General features: G+C 57.9%; 18 protein-coding genes. 5 read left to right on the top strand and 13 right to left on the bottom strand.

The window, feature by feature from the left end:
* Positions 1 to 283 precede the first annotated feature (283 nt).
* The 4 genes from acs (at position 284) to folD (ending at position 5,651) form a co-directional block, all read left to right on the top strand.
* The gene (gene acs / locus ACY692_RS03745; RefSeq protein WP_462323999.1) at positions 284 to 2,206 is read left to right on the top strand and encodes an acetate--CoA ligase; all 1,923 of its coding nucleotides are present in this window, start codon (positions 284 to 286) and stop codon (positions 2,204 to 2,206) included.
* Between the two features lie 231 nt (positions 2,207 to 2,437).
* Entirely contained in the window at positions 2,438 to 3,226 is a 789-nt protein-coding gene (locus ACY692_RS03750; protein ID WP_462324000.1) for a type III pantothenate kinase, read from the top strand.
* Between the two features lie 267 nt (positions 3,227 to 3,493).
* Complete coding sequence (eno, locus tag ACY692_RS03755; RefSeq protein WP_462324001.1) at positions 3,494 to 4,801, top strand: phosphopyruvate hydratase; 1,308 nt, start codon at positions 3,494 to 3,496, stop codon at positions 4,799 to 4,801.
* A gap of 1 nt (position 4,802) precedes the next feature.
* On the top strand, positions 4,803 to 5,651 hold the full coding sequence (folD, locus tag ACY692_RS03760; protein ID WP_462324002.1) for a bifunctional methylenetetrahydrofolate dehydrogenase/methenyltetrahydrofolate cyclohydrolase FolD: 849 nt from the start codon (positions 4,803 to 4,805) through the stop codon (positions 5,649 to 5,651).
* Positions 5,652 to 5,740: 89 nt separating this feature from the next.
* Here the strand turns inward: folD and amrB are convergent, their stop codons facing one another.
* The 13 genes from amrB to rdgC form a co-directional block, all read right to left on the bottom strand.
* On the bottom strand, positions 5,741 to 6,550 hold the full coding sequence (amrB, locus tag ACY692_RS03765) for an AmmeMemoRadiSam system protein B (RefSeq protein ID WP_462324003.1): 810 nt from the start codon (positions 6,548 to 6,550) through the stop codon (positions 5,741 to 5,743).
* Between the two features lie 177 nt (positions 6,551 to 6,727).
* On the bottom strand, positions 6,728 to 9,868 hold the full coding sequence (locus ACY692_RS03770) for a tetratricopeptide repeat protein (protein ID WP_462324004.1): 3,141 nt from the start codon (positions 9,866 to 9,868) through the stop codon (positions 6,728 to 6,730).
* A gap of 207 nt (positions 9,869 to 10,075) precedes the next feature.
* A complete protein-coding gene (locus ACY692_RS03775) occupies positions 10,076 to 11,086 on the bottom strand; it encodes a sigma-54 interaction domain-containing protein (RefSeq protein ID WP_462324005.1) in 1,011 nt (336 codons plus the stop codon).
* Between the two features lie 674 nt (positions 11,087 to 11,760).
* Positions 11,761 to 12,096, bottom strand: a complete 336-nt coding sequence (locus tag ACY692_RS03780; protein WP_462324006.1) for a flagellar basal body rod protein FlgB — start codon at positions 12,094 to 12,096, stop codon at positions 11,761 to 11,763.
* Between the two features lie 106 nt (positions 12,097 to 12,202).
* Positions 12,203 to 12,970 carry a GTP cyclohydrolase FolE2 gene (gene folE2 / locus ACY692_RS03785; protein ID WP_462324007.1) on the bottom strand — a complete coding sequence of 256 codons (768 nt, stop codon included), beginning with the start codon at positions 12,968 to 12,970 and terminating at the stop codon, positions 12,203 to 12,205.
* The gene (gene nikR, locus ACY692_RS03790; protein WP_462324008.1) at positions 12,971 to 13,390 is read right to left on the bottom strand and encodes a nickel-responsive transcriptional regulator NikR; all 420 of its coding nucleotides are present in this window, start codon (positions 13,388 to 13,390) and stop codon (positions 12,971 to 12,973) included.
* Between the two features lie 144 nt (positions 13,391 to 13,534).
* Positions 13,535 to 14,188, bottom strand: coding sequence for a class I SAM-dependent methyltransferase (locus tag ACY692_RS03795; RefSeq protein ID WP_462324009.1), 654 nt, complete (start codon positions 14,186 to 14,188; stop codon positions 13,535 to 13,537).
* A 122-nt stretch (positions 14,189 to 14,310) separates the two neighbouring features.
* Positions 14,311 to 14,820, bottom strand: a complete 510-nt coding sequence (gene gpt / locus ACY692_RS03800) for a xanthine phosphoribosyltransferase (RefSeq protein WP_462324010.1) — start codon at positions 14,818 to 14,820, stop codon at positions 14,311 to 14,313.
* A 465-nt stretch (positions 14,821 to 15,285) separates the two neighbouring features.
* Positions 15,286 to 16,206 carry an ABC transporter permease gene (locus ACY692_RS03805; RefSeq protein ID WP_462324011.1) on the bottom strand — a complete coding sequence of 307 codons (921 nt, stop codon included), beginning with the start codon at positions 16,204 to 16,206 and terminating at the stop codon, positions 15,286 to 15,288.
* A 108-nt stretch (positions 16,207 to 16,314) separates the two neighbouring features.
* Positions 16,315 to 17,391, bottom strand: coding sequence for an ABC transporter permease (locus ACY692_RS03810; protein ID WP_462324012.1), 1,077 nt, complete (start codon positions 17,389 to 17,391; stop codon positions 16,315 to 16,317).
* Positions 17,392 to 17,403: 12 nt separating this feature from the next.
* On the bottom strand, positions 17,404 to 18,468 hold the full coding sequence (locus ACY692_RS03815) for a BMP family ABC transporter substrate-binding protein (RefSeq protein WP_462324013.1): 1,065 nt from the start codon (positions 18,466 to 18,468) through the stop codon (positions 17,404 to 17,406).
* Positions 18,469 to 18,606: 138 nt separating this feature from the next.
* Entirely contained in the window at positions 18,607 to 19,137 is a 531-nt protein-coding gene (locus tag ACY692_RS03820; protein WP_462324014.1) for a hypothetical protein, read from the bottom strand.
* 26 nt (positions 19,138 to 19,163) lie between these two features.
* Entirely contained in the window at positions 19,164 to 19,778 is a 615-nt protein-coding gene (gene rdgC / locus ACY692_RS03825) for a recombination-associated protein RdgC (protein ID WP_462324015.1), read from the bottom strand.
* 246 nt (positions 19,779 to 20,024) lie between these two features.
* Between rdgC and ACY692_RS03830 the strand changes: the two genes are divergently transcribed.
* The gene (locus ACY692_RS03830; protein WP_462324016.1) at positions 20,025 to 22,214 is read left to right on the top strand and encodes a DUF3536 domain-containing protein; all 2,190 of its coding nucleotides are present in this window, start codon (positions 20,025 to 20,027) and stop codon (positions 22,212 to 22,214) included.
* The last annotated feature ends 67 nt before the right edge of the window (positions 22,215 to 22,281 follow it).

Genomic DNA, 22,281 nt, shown 5'->3' on the forward strand with positions numbered 1-22,281 from the left:
TTTTTGCCCCTGCACGGTTTTTTTGTTCCGGTGCAAGGCTGGTCCCCTCGAAGATCCCGCGGAGATAATACCGGGGAGGGAATTTTTGATGGGTTGCGGGATGTCAACCGTTTACCCCGGACAGTTCGCCTTTAGCCGATTATTCATCCACATGTCTTGCAAAATGGGTACGATCCATCCATACATGATCACGACCTCTGGCATATACTTGCAAGATTCAAAACGATCAATCGCCCCCTATTCCACGACGCACTGCCGACAGGCACGATCCAAGGAGGATATTATGGAGCAAAATGGCGCACTGGACTCTCTGCTTCAGGAGGAACGCGTTTTTAGGCCATTGCCGCAACTCGTCATCGAAGCCAACGTCAATCCCCAGGAATACGATGCAGCCATCAAGAATGGTAACGATGATTATCTGACGTATTGGGAGGATGCTGCCAAGGAGTTGGACTGGTTCCGCAAGTGGAATCAGGTTCTCGACGACTCCAATCCGCCTTCCTACCGTTGGTTCCCCGGGGCCAAGTGCAATATTGTATATAATGCCCTTGACCGGCACATCACCACGGCGAACAAGAACAAGCTTGCCCTGATATGGGAGGGTGAACCAGGGGACACCCAGAAGTTCACCTATTACGAGCTGTACCGGGCGGTGAACCGTTTCGCCAATGCCCTGCGCTCTTTGGGTATCAAGAAGGGAGACCGGGTCATCATCTATATGTCCCCTCTGCCGGAAACGATCATTGCCATGCTCGCCGTCGCCAAGATCGGTGCGGTCCATTGTATGATTTTTGCCGGTTTTTCCGCCAAGGCCTTGCGCGAGCGGATCAACGACGCCCAGGCCAAGCTGGTCATCACCGCCGACGGGTTCTATCGCAACGGTCGTCCCATCAATCTGAAGAAAGTCATCGACGAGGCCGTTGAAGGGGCTGATTCCGTGGATACGGTCGTGGTTGTCCATCGGGCCAATGTCCAGGTGGAGATGAACGAGCCCCGGGATCTGTGGTACGAGGCCCTGGTCCGTCAGGAAAGCGCCGAGTCCCCCACCGAGGTCATGGACGCCAATGACATGCTCTTCCTCCTGTACAGTTCCGGGACCACGGGAAAACCCAAAGGGATCGTGCACGGGCACGGCGGCTACATGGTCGGGGTGCACCGCAGTCTCAACTGGGTCTTTGATATCAAACCCACGGATATTTTTTGTTGCACTGCGGACGTGGGCTGGATCACAGGGCACAGTTACGTGGTCTATGGGCCGCTCATGGCCGGGACGACAACCGTGCTCTACGAAGGTCATCCCCTGTATCCCCAGGCCGACCGCATGTGGGACGTGATCGCCAAGTACGGGGTGACCATCTTTTATACCGCCCCCACGCTCATACGCATGCTCATGCGTTTTGGGACCCAGTATCCCAAGATGCACGACTTGAGTACCCTGCGTTTGCTCGGTTCCGTGGGCGAGCCGATCAATCCGGAGGCCTGGGTCTGGTTCTACAAAAACATCGGCCGGTCCGAGTGCCCGATCATAGATACCTGGTGGCAGACGGAAACCGGTTCGTTCATTATCTGTCCGTTCCCGATCACCCTGCTCAAACCAGGATCGGTTTTCAAACCGCTCCCCGGAATCGAGGCCGACGTGGTCAACGAACAGGGGGAATCCGTCCCGCCCGGCAAGGGCGGTCTTTTGATACTCAAACGACCCTGGCCTTCCATGCTCCTTGGACTGTACAAAGATCCCGAACGGTATAAGGAAGCCTATTGGAGCCAGGTTCCCGGCGCCTACCTCGCCGGTGATGTGGCCCGCAAGGATGAGGATGGGTATATCTGGATACAGGGGCGTTCCGACGATGTCCTCAATATCGCCGGACACCGGGTGGGAACGGCCGAATTGGAGAGCGCCCTGGTTTCGCACCGGGCCGTTGCCGAGGCCGCGGTCATCGGTGTACCCGATACCATCAAGGGAGAGGTGGCCAAGGCCTTTGTCATCCTGAACGAGGATTATTGCGATCCCGAAGATCCCGATGAATTGATGAAACGGCTCAAGGCCCATATCCGTAGAGAACTGGGACCGGTTGCTGTGGTCAAGAGTGTCGAAACCAGGGAAAAGTTGCCCAAGACCCGGAGTGGCAAGATCATGCGCCGGATTCTCAAGGCCGAGGAATTGGGTGAGGCGGTCGGTGACACCTCGACCCTTGAAGACGATTGATCCCGATTCCATGCTGGTGTGGACATAGTCAAAAGGCGGCCTCCGGCCGCCTTTTTTGTTGGTTCCGTTCTTGAGTTTTTGCGGGAAAAGGGTAAAAAGTTTTTCGTGGGCGCAAACGGTGTGGGTCGCTCGTGCGGGATCCTGTCCCGGATCGTTACCCCGGTATCGGGGGCAAGAGTGCACCGACCCTTCTTCTTTTCGACCCACCGGTAATGTTACCCCGGATTTATCATGAGCTCCCCCATTTTTCTTTTCGATCTAGGCAACACGAACATGAAGATCTCCCTGGCCGCTGGCCAAAGGGTGGACCAGAGCCTGGTCATACCGACCAGCGAGTACACTCCGGACTCGTTGGGGCTTTTGCTGGTCAATGCATGTTCTTTTTTCGGCGTCACTCCAGGAAGGGTGGGAGCATGGGTGGTTTCTTCCGTCGTCCCCCATCTGGACAGGATTCTTGCCTCGGCCGGGGAGCGTTTTTTCGGGTGCCCGATATATTTTGTTCCCGGGGATATCCCTCTGCCCATCGAAAACCGGTATGCCAGACCCCGGGAGGTCGGGGCGGACCGGTTGGTTGCGGCTTTTGCCGGTAGACGGCTGTTCAGGGAGCGTACCCTGATACTTGTGGATTTCGGTACGGCGACCACGTTTGATTGTGTGCAGGATAATGCCTATCTCGGGGGGCTCATCTGTCCCGGAGTCCTTTCGTCGGTACGGGCATTGGGCACGAAAACCGCTAAACTTCCCCAGATCAGTCTGGAGACTGCCGGCCCGGGAGTAGAGGTGGGGCGGGATACGTCCACGAGCCTGAACCAGGGGATTGTCCATGGCTTCGCGGCCATGCTCGAGGGGCTGGTCGCCCGGCTCGGGACGAGCCTCGGGGATGACCGTCCGCTGGTCGTTGCCACCGGGGGATTTGCTGAGAAAATCGTGCCCGTGTGCGGGGGGATCGACCATGTCTGCCCGGATCTGCTCATGCAGGGGCTGCGCATGGCGTATTTTGGAATGACGGAGGCTGAATAATCAATCATCCGGTGATATTTTTTACCCCTGGAATGTTCAAAATCCTCCAATTCCCCAAAACCCCCTAAATTTTTCAACCCTCTAAAATCTCCAATACGGCCAAGCCGCGGTTTTAGGTTGTAGGCTCTACGTTTTACGTCCGGTCGGTTGTAGGATTTTCTTGTGTTTTATGGCAGAATTTCACGGATAATATACTAAAATCATTTAAATTTCTTTAATTTTCATAATTTCCAAAATCACAACAAACCTTCTACGAGGAGTGACGGTATGAGCTATATCGAGTCGGTATGGGCAAGAGAAATCCTGGATTCCAGGGGCAATCCCACGGTCGAGGTCGAGATCGGACTGGAGTCGGGCGCAGTTGGTCGGGCGGCTGTTCCTTCCGGGGCTTCCACCGGAACGCGTGAGGCATTGGAGCTGCGCGACGGGAACGACTCCCGTTATGGGGGCAAGGGTGTGGAACAGGCGGTCAAGAATGTTATTCAGGAGATCGCTCCGGACGTAGAGGGAATGGATGCCAGACGCCAGGTCGAGCTCGATCAGCTGCTGATTGAACTCGATGGCACGGAGAACAAGAGCCGTTTCGGGGCCAACGCCATCCTCGGCGTCTCCCTGGCTACGGCCCGGGCTATGGCGACCCAGCTGAACATGCCCCTGTACCAATATCTGGGCGGGGTGAACGCCAAGGTCATGCCCGTTCCAATGATGAACATCATCAACGGGGGAGTGCACGCCCCGAACAATCTGGATATCCAGGAGTTCATGATCATGCCCCTGGGCGCGGACAATTTTGCCCAGGCCCTGCGTATGGGTGCGGAAACCTTCCATGCGTTGAAGAATATCCTGGCCAAGGACAAGCTGACCACTGCCGTGGGTGACGAGGGCGGATTCGCTCCCAATCTCAAGAGCCATGACCAGGCCTTTGAATATATCATTCGGGCCATCGAGGCAGCGGGATTCGAGCCGGGCAAGGATATTTCTCTGGCTATCGATGCGGCCGCCTCGGAGTTCTTCAATAACGGTAAATACAATCTGGCCGGTGAAGACAAGGTCGTCACTGCGCAGGAGCTCATCGCCATCTATGACGAATACACCAAAAAATATCCCCTGGTTTCCATCGAGGACGGTCTGGCCGAATCCGACTGGGAGGGCTGGCAGGATATGACCGACGAACTGGACACCATCCAGATCGTGGGCGACGATATTTTTGTCACCAACCCGGGCATCCTGAGCCATGGGATCATCAACGGCGTGGCCAATTCAATCCTCATCAAGCTCAACCAGATCGGGACATTGACCGAAACCATGGACACCATCGAAATGGCCAAGGAATCTTCGTACACCACGGTCATCTCCCATCGTTCCGGAGAGACCTCGGACAGCTTTATCGCGGACCTTGCCGTGGGCGTGAACGCCGGCCAGATAAAATCAGGTTCGTTGTGCCGCAGCGATCGGTTGGCCAAGTACAACCAGCTTTTGCGTATCGAGGAGGAACTCGGGGACCAGTCCGTGTACTTCGGGCCGGCCATGGCCGCCGAATGGTACGGTGACGGGGACGAGGAAGAGGGAAGCTGAGATGATACTGCTCGATGGAAAAGCGACCGCAGCGGCTATCCGCAAGGAGCTGGGCGAGAAGGTTGGAAGGCTGAAGGAAGAGACGGGCAGGGTGCCCGGTCTGGCGGTCATCCTCGTTGGTGAGGATCCGGCTTCGCGCGTTTATGTGCGCAACAAGGAGCGGGCCTGTGCCGAAGCGGGGGTCGTCTCCAAGGGGTACAAGCTCCCGGCCTCGACCTCCCAGGACGAACTGGAGGGGTTGATCAGGGAACTCAATACTGATGATTCAGTGCACGGGATTTTGCTCCAGCTTCCGGTGCCCGAGGGATTGGACAGCCGCCGTTGTCTGGAACTCATCGATCCGTCCAAGGACGTGGACGGATTCCACCCGGTGAACGTGGGACGGCTGACGCTGGGGCTTCCCGGCTTCCGCTCCTGCACCCCTGCCGGAGTGATGACCCTGCTCAGGCGTTACGGGCTCGGGGTGGGCGGCAAGAAGGCGGTGATAGTCGGGCGGAGCAATATTGTCGGCAAGCCTTTGGCCCTGATGCTTTTACAGGACAACGCCACGGTCACCGTATGCCATTCTCGGACAGCCGATCTGGCCGGAGAGGTCCGATCCGCTGATTTTGTCTTTGCCGCTGTGGGCCGTCCCCATTTCGTGACCGAGGATATGGTCAAGGATGGAGCGGTTGTCGTGGATGTGGGGATCAACCGAACCGAGGCGGGGCTTGTTGGGGACTGCGATTTTGATGGATTGCAATCCAAGGTCGCCGCCATGACCCCGGTTCCCGGGGGGGTCGGCCCCATGACCATCGCCCAACTGCTCATCAATACGGTCCGTTCGTTCGGGATCAAACAGGGGGTGTGAGCCGCCGGGGAACAACACGCGCTCCCCCCAACAGGAATCCATAAAAAAAAGGCCCGTTAACGGGCCTTTTTTTTATGGAAGGAAAATGGTCATTCGACGATGATACCGGCGTATCCGACCACCTGATCATAATCACCGTTGACATCCCCGGAAGTGGCATAACGGGTGAGGTAGGCATTGCTCGCCCCAAGTTCTAGGGCCGCAGTGAGTCCCGCTGTCATGGGGAGAATCCCGCACATCGATATCCGCTTGTCGCGGACGGTCTGATACAGCCCCCGGGGGGACAGGGCCAGGATTTGATCGATGGCGGCCGTGTCGAGTTTTTTTGCCGCGTCCGCGGATATGTAGTGGCTCATGTCCGAGCTGACCACCAGGCTGACGGGCTTGTTTGCCATTTTGATCGCTCGGGCCAGGGATGTCCCGACCTCCTCGAGGACGTCGGGGCGGGGATCGGCAATGGTGATGGGGACGATCGAGCAATGCGGATTTTGGGCGTGCAGAAAGGGAAGCTGGACCTCCAGGGAGTGTTCGCGTTTGTGTGACGCGTAATCGCTGGCAATGGCCGGTGAGGATTCCAGGATGGTCTGCGCAAGGGATTGGTCCACGCAAAGGCGGCCGCCGGGAAAGATCCAACACCCGTCGGGCCATAGTCCGATAGGGGCACCTTCGCCGGTGTGGCTTGGCCCAAGGAGAATGATCGATGGATTGAGCCGTGACCGCCCTATGGTCCGACCCGCCACGTCCCCGGAATAGATGTATCCTGCATGGGGGAGCATGGCCAGGATGGTCGGTTGCTGCGAAGGGGCACCATTTGTTGGGATATGCTTTTTAAGATGACGACCAAGTTCTCTGGAACCGCTGGGATAGAATTGACCGGCTACGATAGGCTGTCTGTCCATGGGAACCTCCTTGGAATGTGTCGCCCGTGTCTTTTGACGGCTCCATGATGGCGAGAAAACGGGGAGTGCGGGGTGGGAATCAGCGGGTGCGTGCGCCGGATCCAAGTGTCCGTTGTGTGGGGCGAACCTGATCGGTCGTCGGGGGCGCGGCCTTTTTTGGAACCCGAACGTACCTGGCTATTCAAAGGAGCGCATCTTTTTTTGCAGATCCGCTGTCTCCAGATCACGTGTGGCCATCTTGCTGTAGATGGAATCCGGATATGTCTTGGTGATGGAGATGAGTTTCTTTTTCCACATATCCATATCCTGATTCAATTTGAACAGGTTGGCAAGGGTGTACATGTGGGACGGCCATGAAGGATCGTCCTTGTCCATGTATTTTTCGTATTCCATGCCCCAGCCCAGGGCCTCCTGGTGGCGTCTCGTCCGCGAGGTGACATCGATGAGCATGGCCAGGCAGTCACGGATTTTGGGAAGATCGCGCTTGTCCGTACTCAGGAAGAGGGAAAGCGCCTGCTGCGCGAGCATGTACTCTTTTTCCAGGTCCTCGGATTCTCTGGCGTGTTTGGACAGAAAGTACAGGGCATAGGCCCTCTGGGAGTCCGGGAGCTCGATATCTGAAGCCAGTTGCAGCCACAGTGGGTGGCTTTTGTCCTCAAGTCCCAGATTTTGGTGGGCGATGGCCAGGGTATATTCAAATTGTCGCCGCCGGGCGGGCGAGAGTTCCCAGGACTTGACCTGCCGGGTCATGTCGATGATCTGTTGCCATGATTGGGACTTGACCAATATGGCCAAAACGAGGTCCAGGGCTGGTCCCGAGGCGGGCCCCTGGGGAAGGGATCCGTTGAGGAACGGTCCGGCCAGGTCGAGTCCCTTGGCCGCCCGGTCCGTTTTCCAGTATCCGGTGGCAACGGCCAGGCGGGTCATGGGGATGGGCGAAGAATGCAGGAACGGATATTTTTCCCACGTGGAGACGATGTCCCCGTAGCGCTGCATCTCGATAGCCTTGGCAACCCATTGGTCAAAGGCCTTTTTCCCGACCTCCAGTGCCTTGGGTAGGAGCTCCTGGTCGGGATACTTGCGCACGAAACCGGCCACCGTCTGGAGTGTTTCCTGGGGCGTGTCGCTCCACAATTGCCACATGGCCAATTTGAGCTGGGCCACGGGCGCAAGGGGGCTGTCGGGATATTTCTCGATGATCTGGGTATATACCTGCTTGGGCCGTAGGCTGTAGGGCTTGTCAAAAACCGAGTACATTTTTTTGAGGGAAGGTGTGTCAAAAACCCCCTCCTCGGCAAGCCGCATCTTGGCGATCAGTCCGCCTTCCTGGTCCGGATAGGTTCGGGCGATTTTTTCATAGACGTCCTTGGCCGCCTGTTTTTTATCCAGCATAACATAGATGTCCCCTATGCGGGCCAGTGCGATATCGACATTTTTCCCCCCGGGGGTCAGGTTGGCATAGACCCAGAAATCCTTTTTGGCCCCTTCGAGCTTGTCGTTTTTTAGCTTGATGTATCCCGCGAGCATGAGAAAGTCGGGATCCTTGATGTGGTAACGGGGCCACCGTTTTTGGACATAGTCCATGATTTCGAAACCCTGTTTGTAGAATCCGAGTTCCTTAAGGGCCCTGGTCAATCCCACCGCGCAGCTTTGGACCATGGAACTGTCGGGAAATTTTTGCACGACATACTGGAAGGCGTCAGCCGCCTTCTGGTATTTTTTGTGCGCGAGGTAGTGCTCCCCCATATAGAAGTATGTCAGGGGGGTATTGGAATCGTTGGGGTATTTATCCCTGAGCAGTCTGAAATAGGCCCTGGCCTCCGGAACGTTGCCCACCTTGAGATTTATCAGCCCCATGCTGAGCATGGCCGATGAAAGCCGTAAGGATTTGGGATTGTAATTGACCGCCTGCTGGAAGGCGGACATGACCTCCTGGAAATGGTTGTCGAGGTCGTTGTGGTATTTCTGGAACAGGGCGTCGGCGATCACATAGAGGGTTTCCTCGCGCAGGTCCGCAGGAAATTTGGGGTGCGCGAGCATGCCCTGAAGGACATCCAGGGCGGCGTCGAACTCGCCGTTTTGCAGTGTGGCCTTGGCCGTGATCAGGTAGTCCTTGAAATGGGGCGTGGAGGTGGCGTTTTTTGTCCCCTCAGCGGTCTGTTCCCCCTCCCCTGTCATGGTCTGGTTGGCGGATGCCGGAGGGGGGGATTGAGCGGGTATGTCCGTGCTGTTCGCGGGCTTTGCGGCCTGACCGGCGGGAGGCTCTTGGGACAATGGCTGTGGGGGAGCCCCGTCCGCACTGGCATTGTGGGCGGTCCGGTTGGCCGGAAAAGAAATCTTTTTCGGTGTGGGCACGTCGGGGATGATCGTCTGGTCCGATCCGGTTTTTGGATCGGCCGTATCGGTTCCGGAAAAGGCCTCTTTGGCCGTTTGGAAGCTGACCTTCATCCTGAGCGTCCCCGGTTGCGTGGGCGCTGTGGGATGGGGTTTCTCCGGTAACGGCGTGGGGAGAGAATCTTGGGGCCTGGGCCCGGTTTCTTCCTTTGGCGGGGCTGGTTTTTTCTCAAAACCCTCCCCCACTCTGGATGCGTTCGTTGTTTTGGATCCCCCTGCTGAGCGTGCTTGGGGGGCTGGATCCGGAACGGGAGTGGGCAGCGGGGTTGGTTGGGTAGGGACTGCCCCCTGGGCCCCCTTGGGGAGTGGGACGGTTTTGTTGGCTGTCGTTTGCGCGGGTATTGCCCGGGGGGGTGGAGAGGGGTGCCACTTGGCCCCCATTGGGTCACGGAAGATGTCCAAAACAAGCTTGTTCTCATCGGCAAGGGGGAAATAAATAAACCCAAAGGCCGCGGTGTCCAGGTCGATCTGCATGGTTCTGCCCCTGTCCTGCACGCGGGTGACCATCCTGGAGACGCTCAGGTCCACAGGCGTGGGCGGGGGTTCTTTGTCCCATATGGTTGGAGGGAGAATGAGGGAGATGGTCTTTTTGCCGGAGCGCACGATTTTGAAATTTGGGATGGTTCCGGTGAAGGCGAAAACGAGCCGTTCCTTTTCAGGATGCCGTCCCCAATAATATGTCATGGCCCTTGTTCCATCGGCCATACTGACGACGGCAAGGAGACAGGCCGTGGCCACCAGCAGGGCCTTGGCCCAAAGGTTCCCTCTTGAAATATTGCCGCGAAAATCAGTACGGCGGCGTTGTGCACCGCACCCGCAGGAACGCTCTTCCCGCGACGCGTTACCCCCGTTACCCCTGTGCGCTCCTATGGATTGAGGGCGTTTCGACGGGACGGGAGGGTGGGTACGGTCGGTAGTGGACATATCCGGGGGCTGGCCATGGTCGTTGGTGTATTCTCTTGGTTATCCGTCCCGGATGGTTCCGGTGCAGGGATAAGGGGCCTAGTAACGGTGGAGGGCTCAGAAGAATAGCTCTGCAAAAAACGGGCACATTCCGGAGGTTGTGGGTGGTCCTAGCTGACCGCCTGTCTCCCGGAATCCTTGTCGACCGGGGTATTGGCCGGTTGATCCTTACGAGATATTCTTTTTTTTCAGCTTTTCAATCAGGGTTGTCCGCTTGATGCCGAGGATCTCCGCTGCCTGGTTTTTGACGCCGTCGGCCAGGGCCAGGGCCTCCTTGAGGAGGTGGGTCTCCATGATATCGAAGAAATCCTTCAGTCCGACCCCCTGGTCCTGCATGTCTTTGACGGCCGGGAAGCGGAATCCCTGGGGCACCGACGGGACCGCATTCGGTTCCGGGACGTCGGTCCCGGTTTCCTTCAGGATCTTTGTGGGAAGATCCGCCGGGGTGATGGTCGCATTGTCACAGAGGATGGTCAGCCGCTCCATGAAGTTTTCCAACTCCCGGACATTGCCCGGCCAGGAATAATGGAGGAGGATGTTTTGGGTCTCTGTGGCCAGCCTCATGGTACGGCGTTCCTGACGGCGGCAGAATTTTTGGAGGAAATAGTGGGCCAACAAGGGGATGTCCTCCTGCCGGTCACGCAGGGCGGGGAGATGGATCGGAATGACATTGAGCCGATAGAAAAGGTCTTCCCGGAAAACACCCCTGTTCACTTCCTGTTCGAGATCCCGGTTGGTCGCCGCTATGATCCTGACATTCGCCCGGTAGGTCTTGGTCCCGCCGACCCGCTCAAATTCACGTTCCTGCAGGACCCGAAGGATCTTGACCTGCAGGCTCATGTCCATTTCACCGATCTCGTCGAGGAAAACCGTTCCGCCCTCGGCAAGTTCAAAACGGCCGGCCCTGGTTTTGATGGCATGGGTAAAGGCACCCTTTTCGTGCCCAAAGAGTTCCGATTCCAAAAGCTCCCCGGGGATGGCGCCACAATTGACGGGGACGAAGGGGTGCTCCAGCCTCTTGCTGTTTGAATGCAAGGCCCTGACCATGAGTTCCTTGCCCGTCCCGGATTCGCCGCTGACCAGTACGGTGCTGTCTGTAGGGGCCACCTTGGCCAGAACGGCAAAAACTTCCTGGAGCGCCGGGCTTTGGCCGATGATGCCTGATGTATCCAATGTCATGGGTATTCCACCTGCAAAAAGTGTTCTTGTGGGTATGGGTCCGTACCCCGTACGTGAGCGGCACCGGTTGTGTCAATAAAATGACGGAATTTTTTGTGCGATTTTTTTTGGCACCATCCAGTGCTCGACGGGCCTGAAACGGAATCTATCCACACGCAAACATGGAAGACCCGACGGATGGATGTATGGGGGGACGGTTGCCCCTGTCGTCCATGCCCTTTTCGAAGGGGGGGGAGGGGGCCTGGTGGGGGGAGCAACGCGTCTCCGGCGGGTTGCATCGATCCGTTCTTTGCAGCGTAACGGGGCGGAGCCATGCGGGCCGGGATGGTGGAGATTTGGCGATGTCGGGCAGAGGATTGTTGTGGGGGCGGCTGTCGGTTGTGGATGCGTGGGGGGGGATGGTGGTTGGGGGAACCCTGGTCGAAAGCTGCACGCCGTTTCCATGATAAAAAACGGGGTCGACGGCCGGACCGTCGACCCCGGTGGCGATCGGAGGACTTGGCGCTGTGTTTTCCCGCAAAGGTTTTCCAGGATATTCCGGCCCGGTAGGACCATGCCCAACCCATTGTTTTTTCTCGCCTCCCGGGGCTCGAAAAAACGGGCGATCCGTCCCTACGAATCTGTCCGGAATGATAGCGTTTATGGCTATTTTGGCCGGGAATTGGTGGGGGTTCTCAGACCATTTCGTTGATCAATTTCCCCTGGGTCGCGGCCTGGGCTGAGAGCATGGTCGCATTGGCACCATAGGCATTTTCCGTGGCTACCATGTCGACCATTTCCTTGGCCTGATCGGTCCTGCTCGGTTGTGTTTCCGTCCGGGCCGTTGTTGTGTCCGGCGTGTCGCCGGATTGGACAGGAGTGGCCCGGACCCCCTGCCGATCTCCCTCTTCCTGCATGTCCACCCGACCGGGAGCGAATCCGGGCGTATTCGCGTTGGCGATGTTGTTGGCCGTGACCTGTTGCCTGGTCTGCAATGCGTCCATCGCATTGGCTGAGATTTCCATGGACATCCGGTCCTCCTGGGGGGCTGAGGGTGGTGCTGGGTGGATGACTAAAACATATACATCATTGACTAGCACCGTTTTGTATGGGGTGCAAACGTATACAAAACGGTGGCTACATGGTCTCGATGCATGCGTAGGCGCTGTGGTTGTGGATCGATTCCATACTTTCCACCTCGACCCTGTATCCATGGACCTGGGGATGGTTCTCCAGGCTATGGGCCGCGTTTCTGACCACATCTTCCACAAAGGCTGCCTTATCAAAGGCGGCATCGGTAACAAATTTTTCGTCCTCACGCTTGAGCAGTGCATGGACCGGGGACGAGCCCGCCTGTTGGCCGATGTCGATGAGGTCTTCGATCCACAGCAGACCGGTGAACCGTGTCGCGATTTTTACCATGGCCCGCTGGCTGTGGGCGCCGCGTTCGCAGATGGCCAGGGAGCAGGGACAGACCGTCATGACCGGGACGTCAACCCCCAGGACCATCTCCATGTCGTCACCCTCGAGTCTGCCCTGGAGGAAACATTGGTAGTCCATGAGGGCCGGGCTCTTGCTCACCGGCGCGCTCTGTTCCTGGAAATAGGGGAAGCTGAACAGGAGGTGGGCCCGTTTGGCATCGAGGCGCATTTTGAGGTCCTCGAGGAGCTGTTTGAAACTATGGTAGTCGAGTATGCCGGTCCAGTCGCCCAGTGCCTCCAAAAAGCGGCTCATATGCGTTCCCTTGAACGCGGCGGGCAGATCCACGCTCAAGTCCATCTTGGCCACGGTGTGTTGTTGTCCCTGTTCGCGGTCCCGAACGATCAGGGGGTGGGTGAGATTTTTGACCCCGACCCGGTCGATGGCCATGGATACAAGTGACGGTCCGCTTTGGATGTCGAGCATTTAGTTGATTTCCTGTCCAGTGGTTGAGAGGCTGAGTTTGCCGTACTTGACCCCCTTGGTGGAGATCAATTTTTGTGCGGTCTGCCGGATGTGCTCCCCTTCGCCCCGAAGGATGAGCACCTCCATGCAGTTGTTGTGGTCGAGATGGATATGCATACTCACCGTTATGACATCCAGGGCGTTGTGCTGGATCTCGGTGATTTTCTGGGCCAGATCGCTTTGGTGATGGTCGTAGACGAGGGTCAGCGTACCGACCATCTCCTTGTTCAGATCTTTCCACTCCTCTTCGACAAGGGTGTTACGGATCAGGTCCCGGATGGCCTCGGAACGGGTCTGGTAGCATTTTTCAGAACAGAGGGTGTCGAATTTGTCCAGGAGCTCGGAATCCAGGGAAACGCCGAAGCGGATGGTTTTGCCCATGTGTGGTTCTCCTTTGTGCGAGTGGGTGAGCGTTGGCAGGAAGGGGCAGAGGAGCTTGCAGTCCCTAGGATATTTTGGTGGGCCCAAAAAGGCCCAGTGATTCTACGCAGCGACTGTACAGGGGATCATGGACTAGAGCAAGGCTCATCGGGTGAGCTCCATGAGCCTGACCGACATGTCCATCGTCTGCACGGCCTGCCGTGAATAGGCGAGTTCCCGGACCCGCCACCCCCGGCGGATGAGTTCTCCCCATACCGGCCGAGTGACGGATCGTTCGGGAGTCCCCAGGAGGACCCGCCCGCCCGGGGCCAGGGCCGTGGCCAGGAGGGTGGAGATGGGGGTGAAGAACCGTTGCTCGTACAGGATGTCTCCACCCCATATGTAGTCGAAGCTTCCGGGGAGCAATCCTGGACGGCACCAATCCATCTGGACCCATAGGGGCGAGGGGACCCTGTTGAGCACACCGTTTTTTTTCGCAAACCGGACCGCAGGCCATTCGTAGTCCAAGGCAACGACCCGCGCGCCCATGGATGCGGCGACAAGTGCGGTCAACCCGAGCCCGCACCCAAGGTCGAGGCAGCGTCTGGACCCGATAGCCTCGGGATTGTCCGCAAACCATTGGGCGAGGGCCAGGCTGGCGGGCCAGAGTTCGACCCAGTAGGGGATGTGGTCGTCTTCTTCCCCATCCTCCATGGTGTCCCAGAGTGTCTCGAGGTCGGCGATCCGTTCGAGACCCCATGTTTGTCCCGCGATGTCCACGTCGATGCGTGCCGTTGGCCAGGTTGTGAAGTCGGGCATAGGATAGAAAAAAGTGCGGCAGTACGCAGTGAAAGGGGACTGCCCCGGACCGGTACTGGGGGAGGTGGAAAGGTCCCAGACCGTGTCCGCAAGACCGTCTGGGTACGATCCCCCCATATGCATCAGGGGGTTGTATCGCTATCCAGGTTGGTTGTCGGTTGCATCCGGGCAACGGTTCCGGCCGGCCTGAGTTCGGAATCCCAAGGGAACAGGACCCAGGTATCCTGGCTGACTCCGGTGACGAACGTGTCAACGAGGTCTTTCCCCTGGGGTTTGGCATACACGGTTGCAAAATGGGCCCTGGGAAGCATCTTGCGGATGATGGCGGCTGTTTTTCCGGTATCCACGAGATCGTCGATGACCAGCCAATCCTGTCCGTCGCCCTCGATCTTTTTCAGCACGGAGATTTCTCCCTGGGACTGCCAGGAGTAACTGACCACGCAGACGGTATCCACGCGTCGGATGTCCAGCTCACGGGCGATGATCGCCGCCGGGACCAACCCTCCGCGGGTTATGGCCACGATGCCCTTCCAGGTGCCCTGGTCCATGATTTTTCTGGTCAGGGTTTTTGTGTCACGGTGGAGTTGTTCCCAGGAGACCGGGTACATTTTTGTGTATCTGTCGCTAGGCATGGTAAGGATGGTGGGATAAAGGATATAGGAAACAAGGTAAGAACTGCGAATTTTAGCAATGTTAGCACGTTAAGAAATTTGAGAGAGTTGAGAAATTATAGGTGGTTGGTCTGTAGATCCCATATTTTTTACACCCTGCACGTTCTCAATGTTTTTGATCGGCATTCAGATTTGACGGGAAATTTTACCATGGTGTATGCGTAAAAATTTTGGCCTGAATCGTTACAAAGCTATATGGTCGTTCACTCATCCCACCCACGGATGCTCCTGCAAAAAGTCGAAAATCGGGGTCCAAGCTCAAAAATAAATTTTGTAACAACCTGATTTTACATAAACCTTTCAACGTAAACCCTAACCCTGCCTGCAAAAATGTATTTTTTGCAGGCACATCTCCACGGACTTGATCCGGGATTTCCCTGCCCTTGAGCGCTTTTTGTGGCCTGGGGTGGGCGGTCAACGATCTGGTCAATCCGCGGGTTCCATATTCACGCCGAGTGCATCCGGGGCCTGTGAGCCCTTGTCTTTGAGGGAGGACAGGACCAGGACAAGAATGGTCAGGGCATAGGGGAGCATCATCAGAAGGGATGAGGGGATGTGCGTGCCCACTGCCTGGAGCCGGAACTGGAAGGCCATGACCCCGCCGAAGAGGTAGGCCCCCAAGACCGCCTTGCCTGGTTTCCAGAAGGCGAAAATGACCAGGGCCACTGCGATCCATCCACGGCCCGCGGTGATCCCGTTGGTCCACAAATGGGTATAGGCCAGGGAGAGATAGGCCCCGCCGAGGCCGATGAAAAAGCCGCCCACGAGTACACCGGCCCATCGGTAGGCCTTGATGTTGATCCCTGCGGCCGAGGCCGCCTCTGGGTACTCGCCCACGGAGCGCAGAGACAGACCGATTTTGGTATGTTTGAGCATGAACCAGACGATAAAGGGAAGGACATAGGAGGTATAGATCAGGGCGTCATGGTTGAACGCTATGGGGCCGATGAACGGGATGGACCCGAGCAGAGGGACCGAAAAGGGGGTGAACCCTGGAGCGGTCTGGCCCACGAGGGGGGTTCCCCAATAATTGGCCAGTCCGGTCCCCAGAATGGTCAGGGCCAGTCCGGAGACGACCTGATTGCCCTGAAAGTGGAGGCAGACGATCCCGTGGATCGCTCCCATGAGGGCCCCAAAGAGCCCCCCGGCAAGAAAACCAAGCCACGCACTCCCTGTGAGCATGGAAAAGAGAAAGGCGCCAAAGGCACCACAGAGCATCATCCCCTCGACCCCGAGATTGAGCACGCCGGATTTTTCCGTTACAATTTCTCCAAGAGTGGCATAGAGTATCGGGGTGCCTGACTGGATGGTCGCTGCCAGGAGGGGGATGAGGACGTCAAAGGTCATTGTGGCGATATCGGGGGTTATATGTCTGGTGTGGATTAACGTGTGCAAAGAAACCGTTGGGGGGATGCGCTGTACTCCAATACGGCGCACTGCTGCCCTTGAAAAAACTTATTCTTCGACCAATTTCTTTCTCCGCGAAATCGTGTAGTGCTGGAAAAAACTCCCTGCCAGGATGGTCAGAAGGATCAACCCTTCCATGACCCCGCCAAAGGCGGCCGGGACCTGGAGGTCGAGCTGGATGCCTTCCACGCCCACGCGGAGGCCGGCCAGAAGAAATGAGGCCACACCGATGGACAGGGGGTTGAGCCGCGCCAGCCAGGCTACGACAATGGCCGTGTATCCGTATCCGGCCATGATGGTCGGTTCGAGACGGTTCAGGGAGGACGAGGCCTCCAGAAATCCCGCCCACCCGGCCAGTCCGCCGGAAATGACCATGACCATGACCACCAGACCGTTGTAGGGAAGCCGTGCGTATTTCGCGGCCCTGGCGTTTTCTCCGCAGGCCTTGAGCGCGAATCCGTACCGGGTGTACTTGAGAAAAACGGTCATCAGGATGCCGATGACCACGCAGAGAACGATCCCCCAACTCACGCTGGTATCCCCGATGAATCCGACGATGCCCCCCTCCGAAAAGGTCGGGGTCATGGGCATGCCGAAGCTGGCCGGGTCCTTCCACGGCCCGTAGACCATGTATTCCAGAACAAGGATGCCGATGTAGTTGAGCATCAGTGTGACGATGATTTCGTTCACCTGGAGCCTGATCCTCAAAAGGGCCGGAATGAGTCCCCAGAGTCCGCCCAAAACCGTGGCGCTTACAAGCATCAGTGGAAGGAGCAGGTACCAGGGGAGACCGGAGAAGGTCAGTGCCGCCCAGGTCGCGCCCACGCTGCCAAGGGCGTATTGCCCCTCGGCACCGATATTCCATATCTGGAGTCTGAAGGTGATGGCCACGCCAAGGGAACACAGGAAGATGGGGACGGCCTTGGCCAGACAGTCCTGAATGGCCCAGCTGGTTCCAAAACCGGACTGGAGGAAAAGGAGAATGCCGCCCAGAGCAGGTTTGCCCTGCAGGGCCAAGAGGCCGGCGCTCATGGTCAGTGAAGCCAGAACGGCCGAGCAAAGAACGAGACAGGTCCCCCACCAGGGGAGGGGAACCTGTCTCTTGTGCACGCGGGTGTCGAGCATGAGAGTTCGGGGTTATTTGGTTGAGCCCTGCACGCCCTGAACGAACCAGTCCATACCCAGCAGCTGTCCGTCAGTGGCTGTTTTCCCGGCCGGAATGACCACCTTGCCGCTCTGGTCCTTGATGGGGCCCGTAAAGACTTTGAACAAACCATCGGCAAGGTCTTTCTTGGCACCCAGGACCCTGGTCCGGAGGTCCTGGGGGACCATGGGGCCGAAGGGGGCGAGATCGATGATCCCGGATTCCAGGCCGGGCCAGTAGCTTCCGGTCTTCCAGGTTCCGGCCTGTACCTGGGCGACCATATTCTTGTAGAAGGGACCCCAGTTCCAGACCGGTGCGGTCAGGTGGGCCTTGGGGGCGAACCGGGCCATATCGGAATTATAGCCGATGGAATATTTTCCCGCCTCCTGGGCGGCTTCCTGGACGCCGGGGGTGTCCTGGTGCTGGGTGATGACGTCACACCCGGTTTCCAGCAGGCTCTTGCCCCCTTCTTTTTCCGTGGCGGGGTCGTACCATGTTTTGGTCCAGACGACATTGACCCGGGCCTTGGGGTTGACTGCCTGGACACCCAGGGTAAAGGCGTTGATCCCCCGGATGACCTCGGGGATGGGGAAGGCGGCCACGTATCCGATCTTGTTCGCCGTGGTCATGCCCCCGGCAACCATGCCCGAGAGATACCTGGCCTGGTACATCCGCCCGAAATAATTGCCCACGTTCTTGGATGATTTGTACCCCGAACAGTGCATGAACACGGCTTTGGGGAACCGTTTGGCCACCTTGAGGGTCGGATCCATGTATCCGAAACTGGTCGTGAAGATCAGATCGTATCCTTTGCGGGCCATGTTCTTGATGACCCGTTCCGAATCCGAGCCCTCGGGCACGGCTTCCACATAGGACGTGGAGACCCCGGGGAGCTTGTCTATGGCCTGGCGGCCCAGATCGTGGGCGTAGGTCCAACCGGCGTCCCCGATATGTCCTATGTATACGTAGCCGACCTTGATATCCTTTGACCAGGCGGAACCGGCCCCGGCACATACCAGTGCGACCATTGCCGCGAGCAGTGAGAGAAAGCGAACCATTGTCAGTACTCCTGAAAATTGTGTGGTATAAAAAACGTCCGTCCGGTCGCCGACTGTCCGTAGTCGGACCAGGCAGGGGGTTCTACCAAAAGATGCGATCCGCCCCGATACCCCAGAGTTCCCAGCCTGGCAATAGTATCAGGACTCCTTTATCCACGCCCGGATGCGCTCCACCTCGCCGGGCCAGTCCGGCCCCAGACGTCGGTTCAGGAACAGGGAAAAGACCACATCGAGGTACTCGAAACATTTTTCGATCAGGTACATCTTTTCCAGAAAGATACCGTCGGGATCGTCCCCCTCCTCTACCTGGGTGTCCACTTTGGGGGTCTTGAGGCCGGTCAGGGCGAAATTGTCCGCATTGATCTGGACCTGCCAGACGTTTTCGTCGTGTTCGATGCGCAGTTTGGCCTGCCCGACTTTTTTGCCGGTTTTGAGTCCGGCGCGGGCCTCTTTGAGTTCGGCCATGGGGCCGCTGCACACGGCGGTCTCCTTACCTTCGCCCTCGCCGCCCTGGACGGAGACCCGCTGCTCGATGACCATGAGGAAATTCTCACCCGAGGGGGTCTGGAACATCCCTTGTTGTTGTTCGCTTGTGGCCCAGAGCCAGGTCAGGAAATCCTGACCAATGAGCGGTCCCTGTTCTGCGGCACGTTCAAGATTGATTTCCATAGATCTCCATCCAAAAAAAATCTGGCTTAAATAAAAATGGTGGATTCAAGATTTTCAAGTTCTTGCAGACGGTTCGGGTCGGTGGAGGCCAGGGCCTTGAAAAACGGGGTCTGGGGTTCCGGGTGCAGGGCGAAGGTCTTGGTGAATAATTCTTCAAAGACTTCCCTGACCTTATCCGTGGTGTTGCCAAGGTAGACGAGCCCCTTGTCCGTATCCCAGATGACGTTGAAGTAGGCGGGAATGGGCAGTGTCCTGGCCCTGAGCTTGAGCTTGACCTGTTCCTTGATTTCGGTCTTTTGGTCCCTGGTGATAAACTTCTTGCCCTGGGCCTTCATCATCTCCAGCTGGTGCTCCATGGCCAACTGGACATGCTTCTTCAGGACCGCTGCCGGGATGCGGCGGGTGTCGATGCGCAGACTGAACGCGAGGTAGGCCCCTTTTTCCGGGGGGGCGGTCCGCCACTCTTCGTCAAGCATATTGTCGAAGCAGACCCATCCAAAGGAGCGTTCGTCAGCGGTCTCGTCGATGTCCCTGAAGGCGAATTTACGCAGCCGGTCATTGACCTCTGCCCACAGTTCCCTGGGGACATCCTCGACGATGCGGTACCTGGACAAGCTGGTGGAGGCGGCTAGAATGGACATGGGATCTCCTTGGAAATCCGTTAACTGATAGCGGGAAAATACCCCTTGAAAACGGGTTGCTACTTGCCCGTTTTTGTCCGTAAAGGCAAATGGAAGGAAGAGGAAAACGTGCAGGGATGGTTGCGTCCCGGGGAGGGAGGATACGCCGTACGGTACCTCGTCCCGTGCACGATTCCGGGGCTTGGTCGTTTTGGCCTCTGCCGGTGGCCATCCAAATTTAACGTGAATGCAAGAATCGGAGTGAATATGTCGGGTTATGTGTGTATCCACGGGCATTGTTACCAGCCGCCCCGGCTCGATCCCTGGGTGGAGGAGTTCCTGGCCGAGCCGAGTGCGGCCCCGTATCTGAACTGGAACGAGCGGATCGCAAGGGAGTGTTATTCCCCCCTGGCCTGGGCCCGGCGCATGGAGCATGGGAAGGTGGCCGAGATCATCAATTGCTACGAATGGATCAGTTTTAATTTCGGGCCGACCCTGCTTGCCTGGATGCAATGCCATGCCCCGGCGACCTATGCCCGAATACTCGAGGGTGACGCCAAGAGCTTGGACCGGCTGGGGCACGGCAACGCCTTGGCCCAGGTCTACCACCACGCCATCATGCCCCTGACCACGGACCCGGACAAGGATATCGAGGTTGCCTGGGCCATCCAGGATTTCGAATCCCGGTTCGGGCGCAGCCCCGAAGGGATGTGGCTGGCCGAAACCGCCGTGGACACCCCGACCCTCGAGGCTTTGGCCAGGGCAGGGATTGGTTTCACGGTCCTCGCCCCCCACCAGGCCAAGGCGGTCGCCACCCTGGAGGGCAAACACGTCTTTGGGGTGGACGAGACAACCCTGGACACCTCCTCCCCCTATCGGGTCAATCTGCCCTCGGGACAGACCATGGCCGTGTTCTTTTACGACGGTCCCCTTTCCCGGGCCGTGGCCTTTGAACGGTTGTTGGCGGACGGGGAGCATTTCTTCCAGCGCATTGCCGAACATGCCGGGTCGGGACTCTGTTCCCTGGCCACGGACGGGGAGTCCTACGGCCACCATTTTACCTTTGGAGAGATGGCCCTGGCCTATGCCATCTACAGGATCGGATCCGATTCCGGGGGGAATGGATTGACCAATTACGCATCATGGCTCGAAAACCATCCTCCCTCACAATCGGTTGTCCTGTACGAGCCTTCTTCGTGGAGCTGCGTCCATGGCATCGAGCGGTGGAGGAGCGACTGTGGCTGTACCGATGGGGGCCATCCCGGGTGGAAACAGCACTGGCGTCAGCCACTGAGACGGGGACTCAACTATCTAAGGTTCTATGTGGAGGACCACTACCGCCGGAAGGGCGGGGAACTCTTCCATGATCCCGTACAAGCCCTGATCGATTATGGACGTGTCCTTTCCGGAATGCAGGATGCAGACGGTTTTCTCAAGGAGCAGTGCACGCCCGAGGGGAGAAAGAATCGAGGCGTGGTCCCCTTGACCCTTTTGGGCATGCAGCGCTGGTCTCTGGCCAGCTTTGCCAGCTGCGCATGGTTTTTCGATGATATCGGCCGTATCGAACCGGCCAACGCCCTCGCATGTGCCCTGCGGTCCCATGAACTTTTGCGGGATTCCGGGGGCAGGGATGTGACCCGGGGATTCCTCGAGATCCTGGAAGAGGCCCGGTCCAATGATCCCGCCAAGGGAGACGGTGTGGCCATTTGGGAAAACATGGTCCTGCCCAGACGGATGGATGCGCTCCAGCTCGGGGGGTTGTGCGCGGTGCTCGGCAGGGACAACCTTTCCTGGCCCGGGGTCGATGTGTGTCTGGAGGAAAAAAAGAAGACCCCGGTCGGTTGGTCGGCCAAGGTGGGCATCGTCTGGAGGCGGACCGGAAAGAGGCGGGAACAGACCCTGGATTGCCGCGATGGGGACGACGGCATCGGTTTCTCGCTCCATGATGGAACACGGGAACTCAAGGTGCCCGCGGAAATCCAGGAACGGGCCAGGGGGTACGTGACCTGGCGGGGGGCTGAACGGCTCGAGGCCCGGGAACAGGGGAGACTGATCGCCTTGGCCAGAGAATGGTCCTGGCTTTTGGAGCGTTTTGACGAAGGGCAGACCTGCCCCCTTGGCCATCCTGGACCCATCGTCCCCGGGTTGTCCTGGTTGTGGATCGAGGGAAACCTGGATTTTTCATCGGCCAAGAAACATTGGGTCAGGGAGTTTTTTGATGAAAACATGCACGCCTCACACCAGGTCTGTTCCTTGCTGCAAAACAGGATTTTAGGGCTGCTTGATACCTCTCCCCCTCCTGTGGAAACCATGGTCGCCATGATAGAGCGGGCCAGGGAGATAGGGCTCGAGCCCTATTGGTGGGAGACCCAGAACAGGATCTGGGTGCACCCCCGGCGGGAGGGGCTGGAAACGCTGGGCCGAATGGTCGGTATGGAAATCCGGGAGCGGGGGTGAACATGTCTGCTCGGTTGTTGTGTGGTGTCCTGTCTCGGTATTTTTGCCACGGCAGGATGTTTTTCCC

Source organism: Desulfoplanes sp. (genome assembly GCF_054921335.1).

What these genes read in the sequence shown, in the direction of transcription:
- ACY692_RS03775 (WP_462324005.1), bottom strand. Translation starts at nt 11,086, where the DNA reads ATGACATTGGATACATCAGGCATCATCGGCCAAAGCCCGGCGCTCCAG.
- eno (WP_462324001.1), top strand. Translation starts at nt 3,494, where the DNA reads ATGAGCTATATCGAGTCGGTATGGGCAAGAGAAATCCTGGATTCCAGG.
- gpt (WP_462324010.1), bottom strand. Translation starts at nt 14,820, where the DNA reads ATGCCTAGCGACAGATACACAAAAATGTACCCGGTCTCCTGGGAACAA.
- ACY692_RS03805 (WP_462324011.1), bottom strand. Translation starts at nt 16,206, where the DNA reads ATGACCTTTGACGTCCTCATCCCCCTCCTGGCAGCGACCATCCAGTCA.
- rdgC (WP_462324015.1), bottom strand. Translation starts at nt 19,778, where the DNA reads ATGTCCATTCTAGCCGCCTCCACCAGCTTGTCCAGGTACCGCATCGTC.
- amrB (WP_462324003.1), bottom strand. Translation starts at nt 6,550, where the DNA reads ATGGACAGACAGCCTATCGTAGCCGGTCAATTCTATCCCAGCGGTTCC.
- folE2 (WP_462324007.1), bottom strand. Translation starts at nt 12,970, where the DNA reads ATGCTCGACATCCAAAGCGGACCGTCACTTGTATCCATGGCCATCGAC.
- nikR (WP_462324008.1), bottom strand. Translation starts at nt 13,390, where the DNA reads ATGGGCAAAACCATCCGCTTCGGCGTTTCCCTGGATTCCGAGCTCCTG.
- ACY692_RS03795 (WP_462324009.1), bottom strand. Translation starts at nt 14,188, where the DNA reads ATGCCCGACTTCACAACCTGGCCAACGGCACGCATCGACGTGGACATC.
- ACY692_RS03810 (WP_462324012.1), bottom strand. Translation starts at nt 17,391, where the DNA reads ATGCTCGACACCCGCGTGCACAAGAGACAGGTTCCCCTCCCCTGGTGG.
- acs (WP_462323999.1), top strand. Translation starts at nt 284, where the DNA reads ATGGAGCAAAATGGCGCACTGGACTCTCTGCTTCAGGAGGAACGCGTT.
- ACY692_RS03815 (WP_462324013.1), bottom strand. Translation starts at nt 18,468, where the DNA reads ATGGTTCGCTTTCTCTCACTGCTCGCGGCAATGGTCGCACTGGTATGT.
- ACY692_RS03780 (WP_462324006.1), bottom strand. Translation starts at nt 12,096, where the DNA reads ATGTCCATGGAAATCTCAGCCAATGCGATGGACGCATTGCAGACCAGG.
- ACY692_RS03770 (WP_462324004.1), bottom strand. Translation starts at nt 9,868, where the DNA reads ATGTCCACTACCGACCGTACCCACCCTCCCGTCCCGTCGAAACGCCCT.
- ACY692_RS03750 (WP_462324000.1), top strand. Translation starts at nt 2,438, where the DNA reads ATGAGCTCCCCCATTTTTCTTTTCGATCTAGGCAACACGAACATGAAG.
- folD (WP_462324002.1), top strand. Translation starts at nt 4,803, where the DNA reads ATGATACTGCTCGATGGAAAAGCGACCGCAGCGGCTATCCGCAAGGAG.
- ACY692_RS03820 (WP_462324014.1), bottom strand. Translation starts at nt 19,137, where the DNA reads ATGGAAATCAATCTTGAACGTGCCGCAGAACAGGGACCGCTCATTGGT.
- ACY692_RS03830 (WP_462324016.1), top strand. Translation starts at nt 20,025, where the DNA reads ATGTCGGGTTATGTGTGTATCCACGGGCATTGTTACCAGCCGCCCCGG.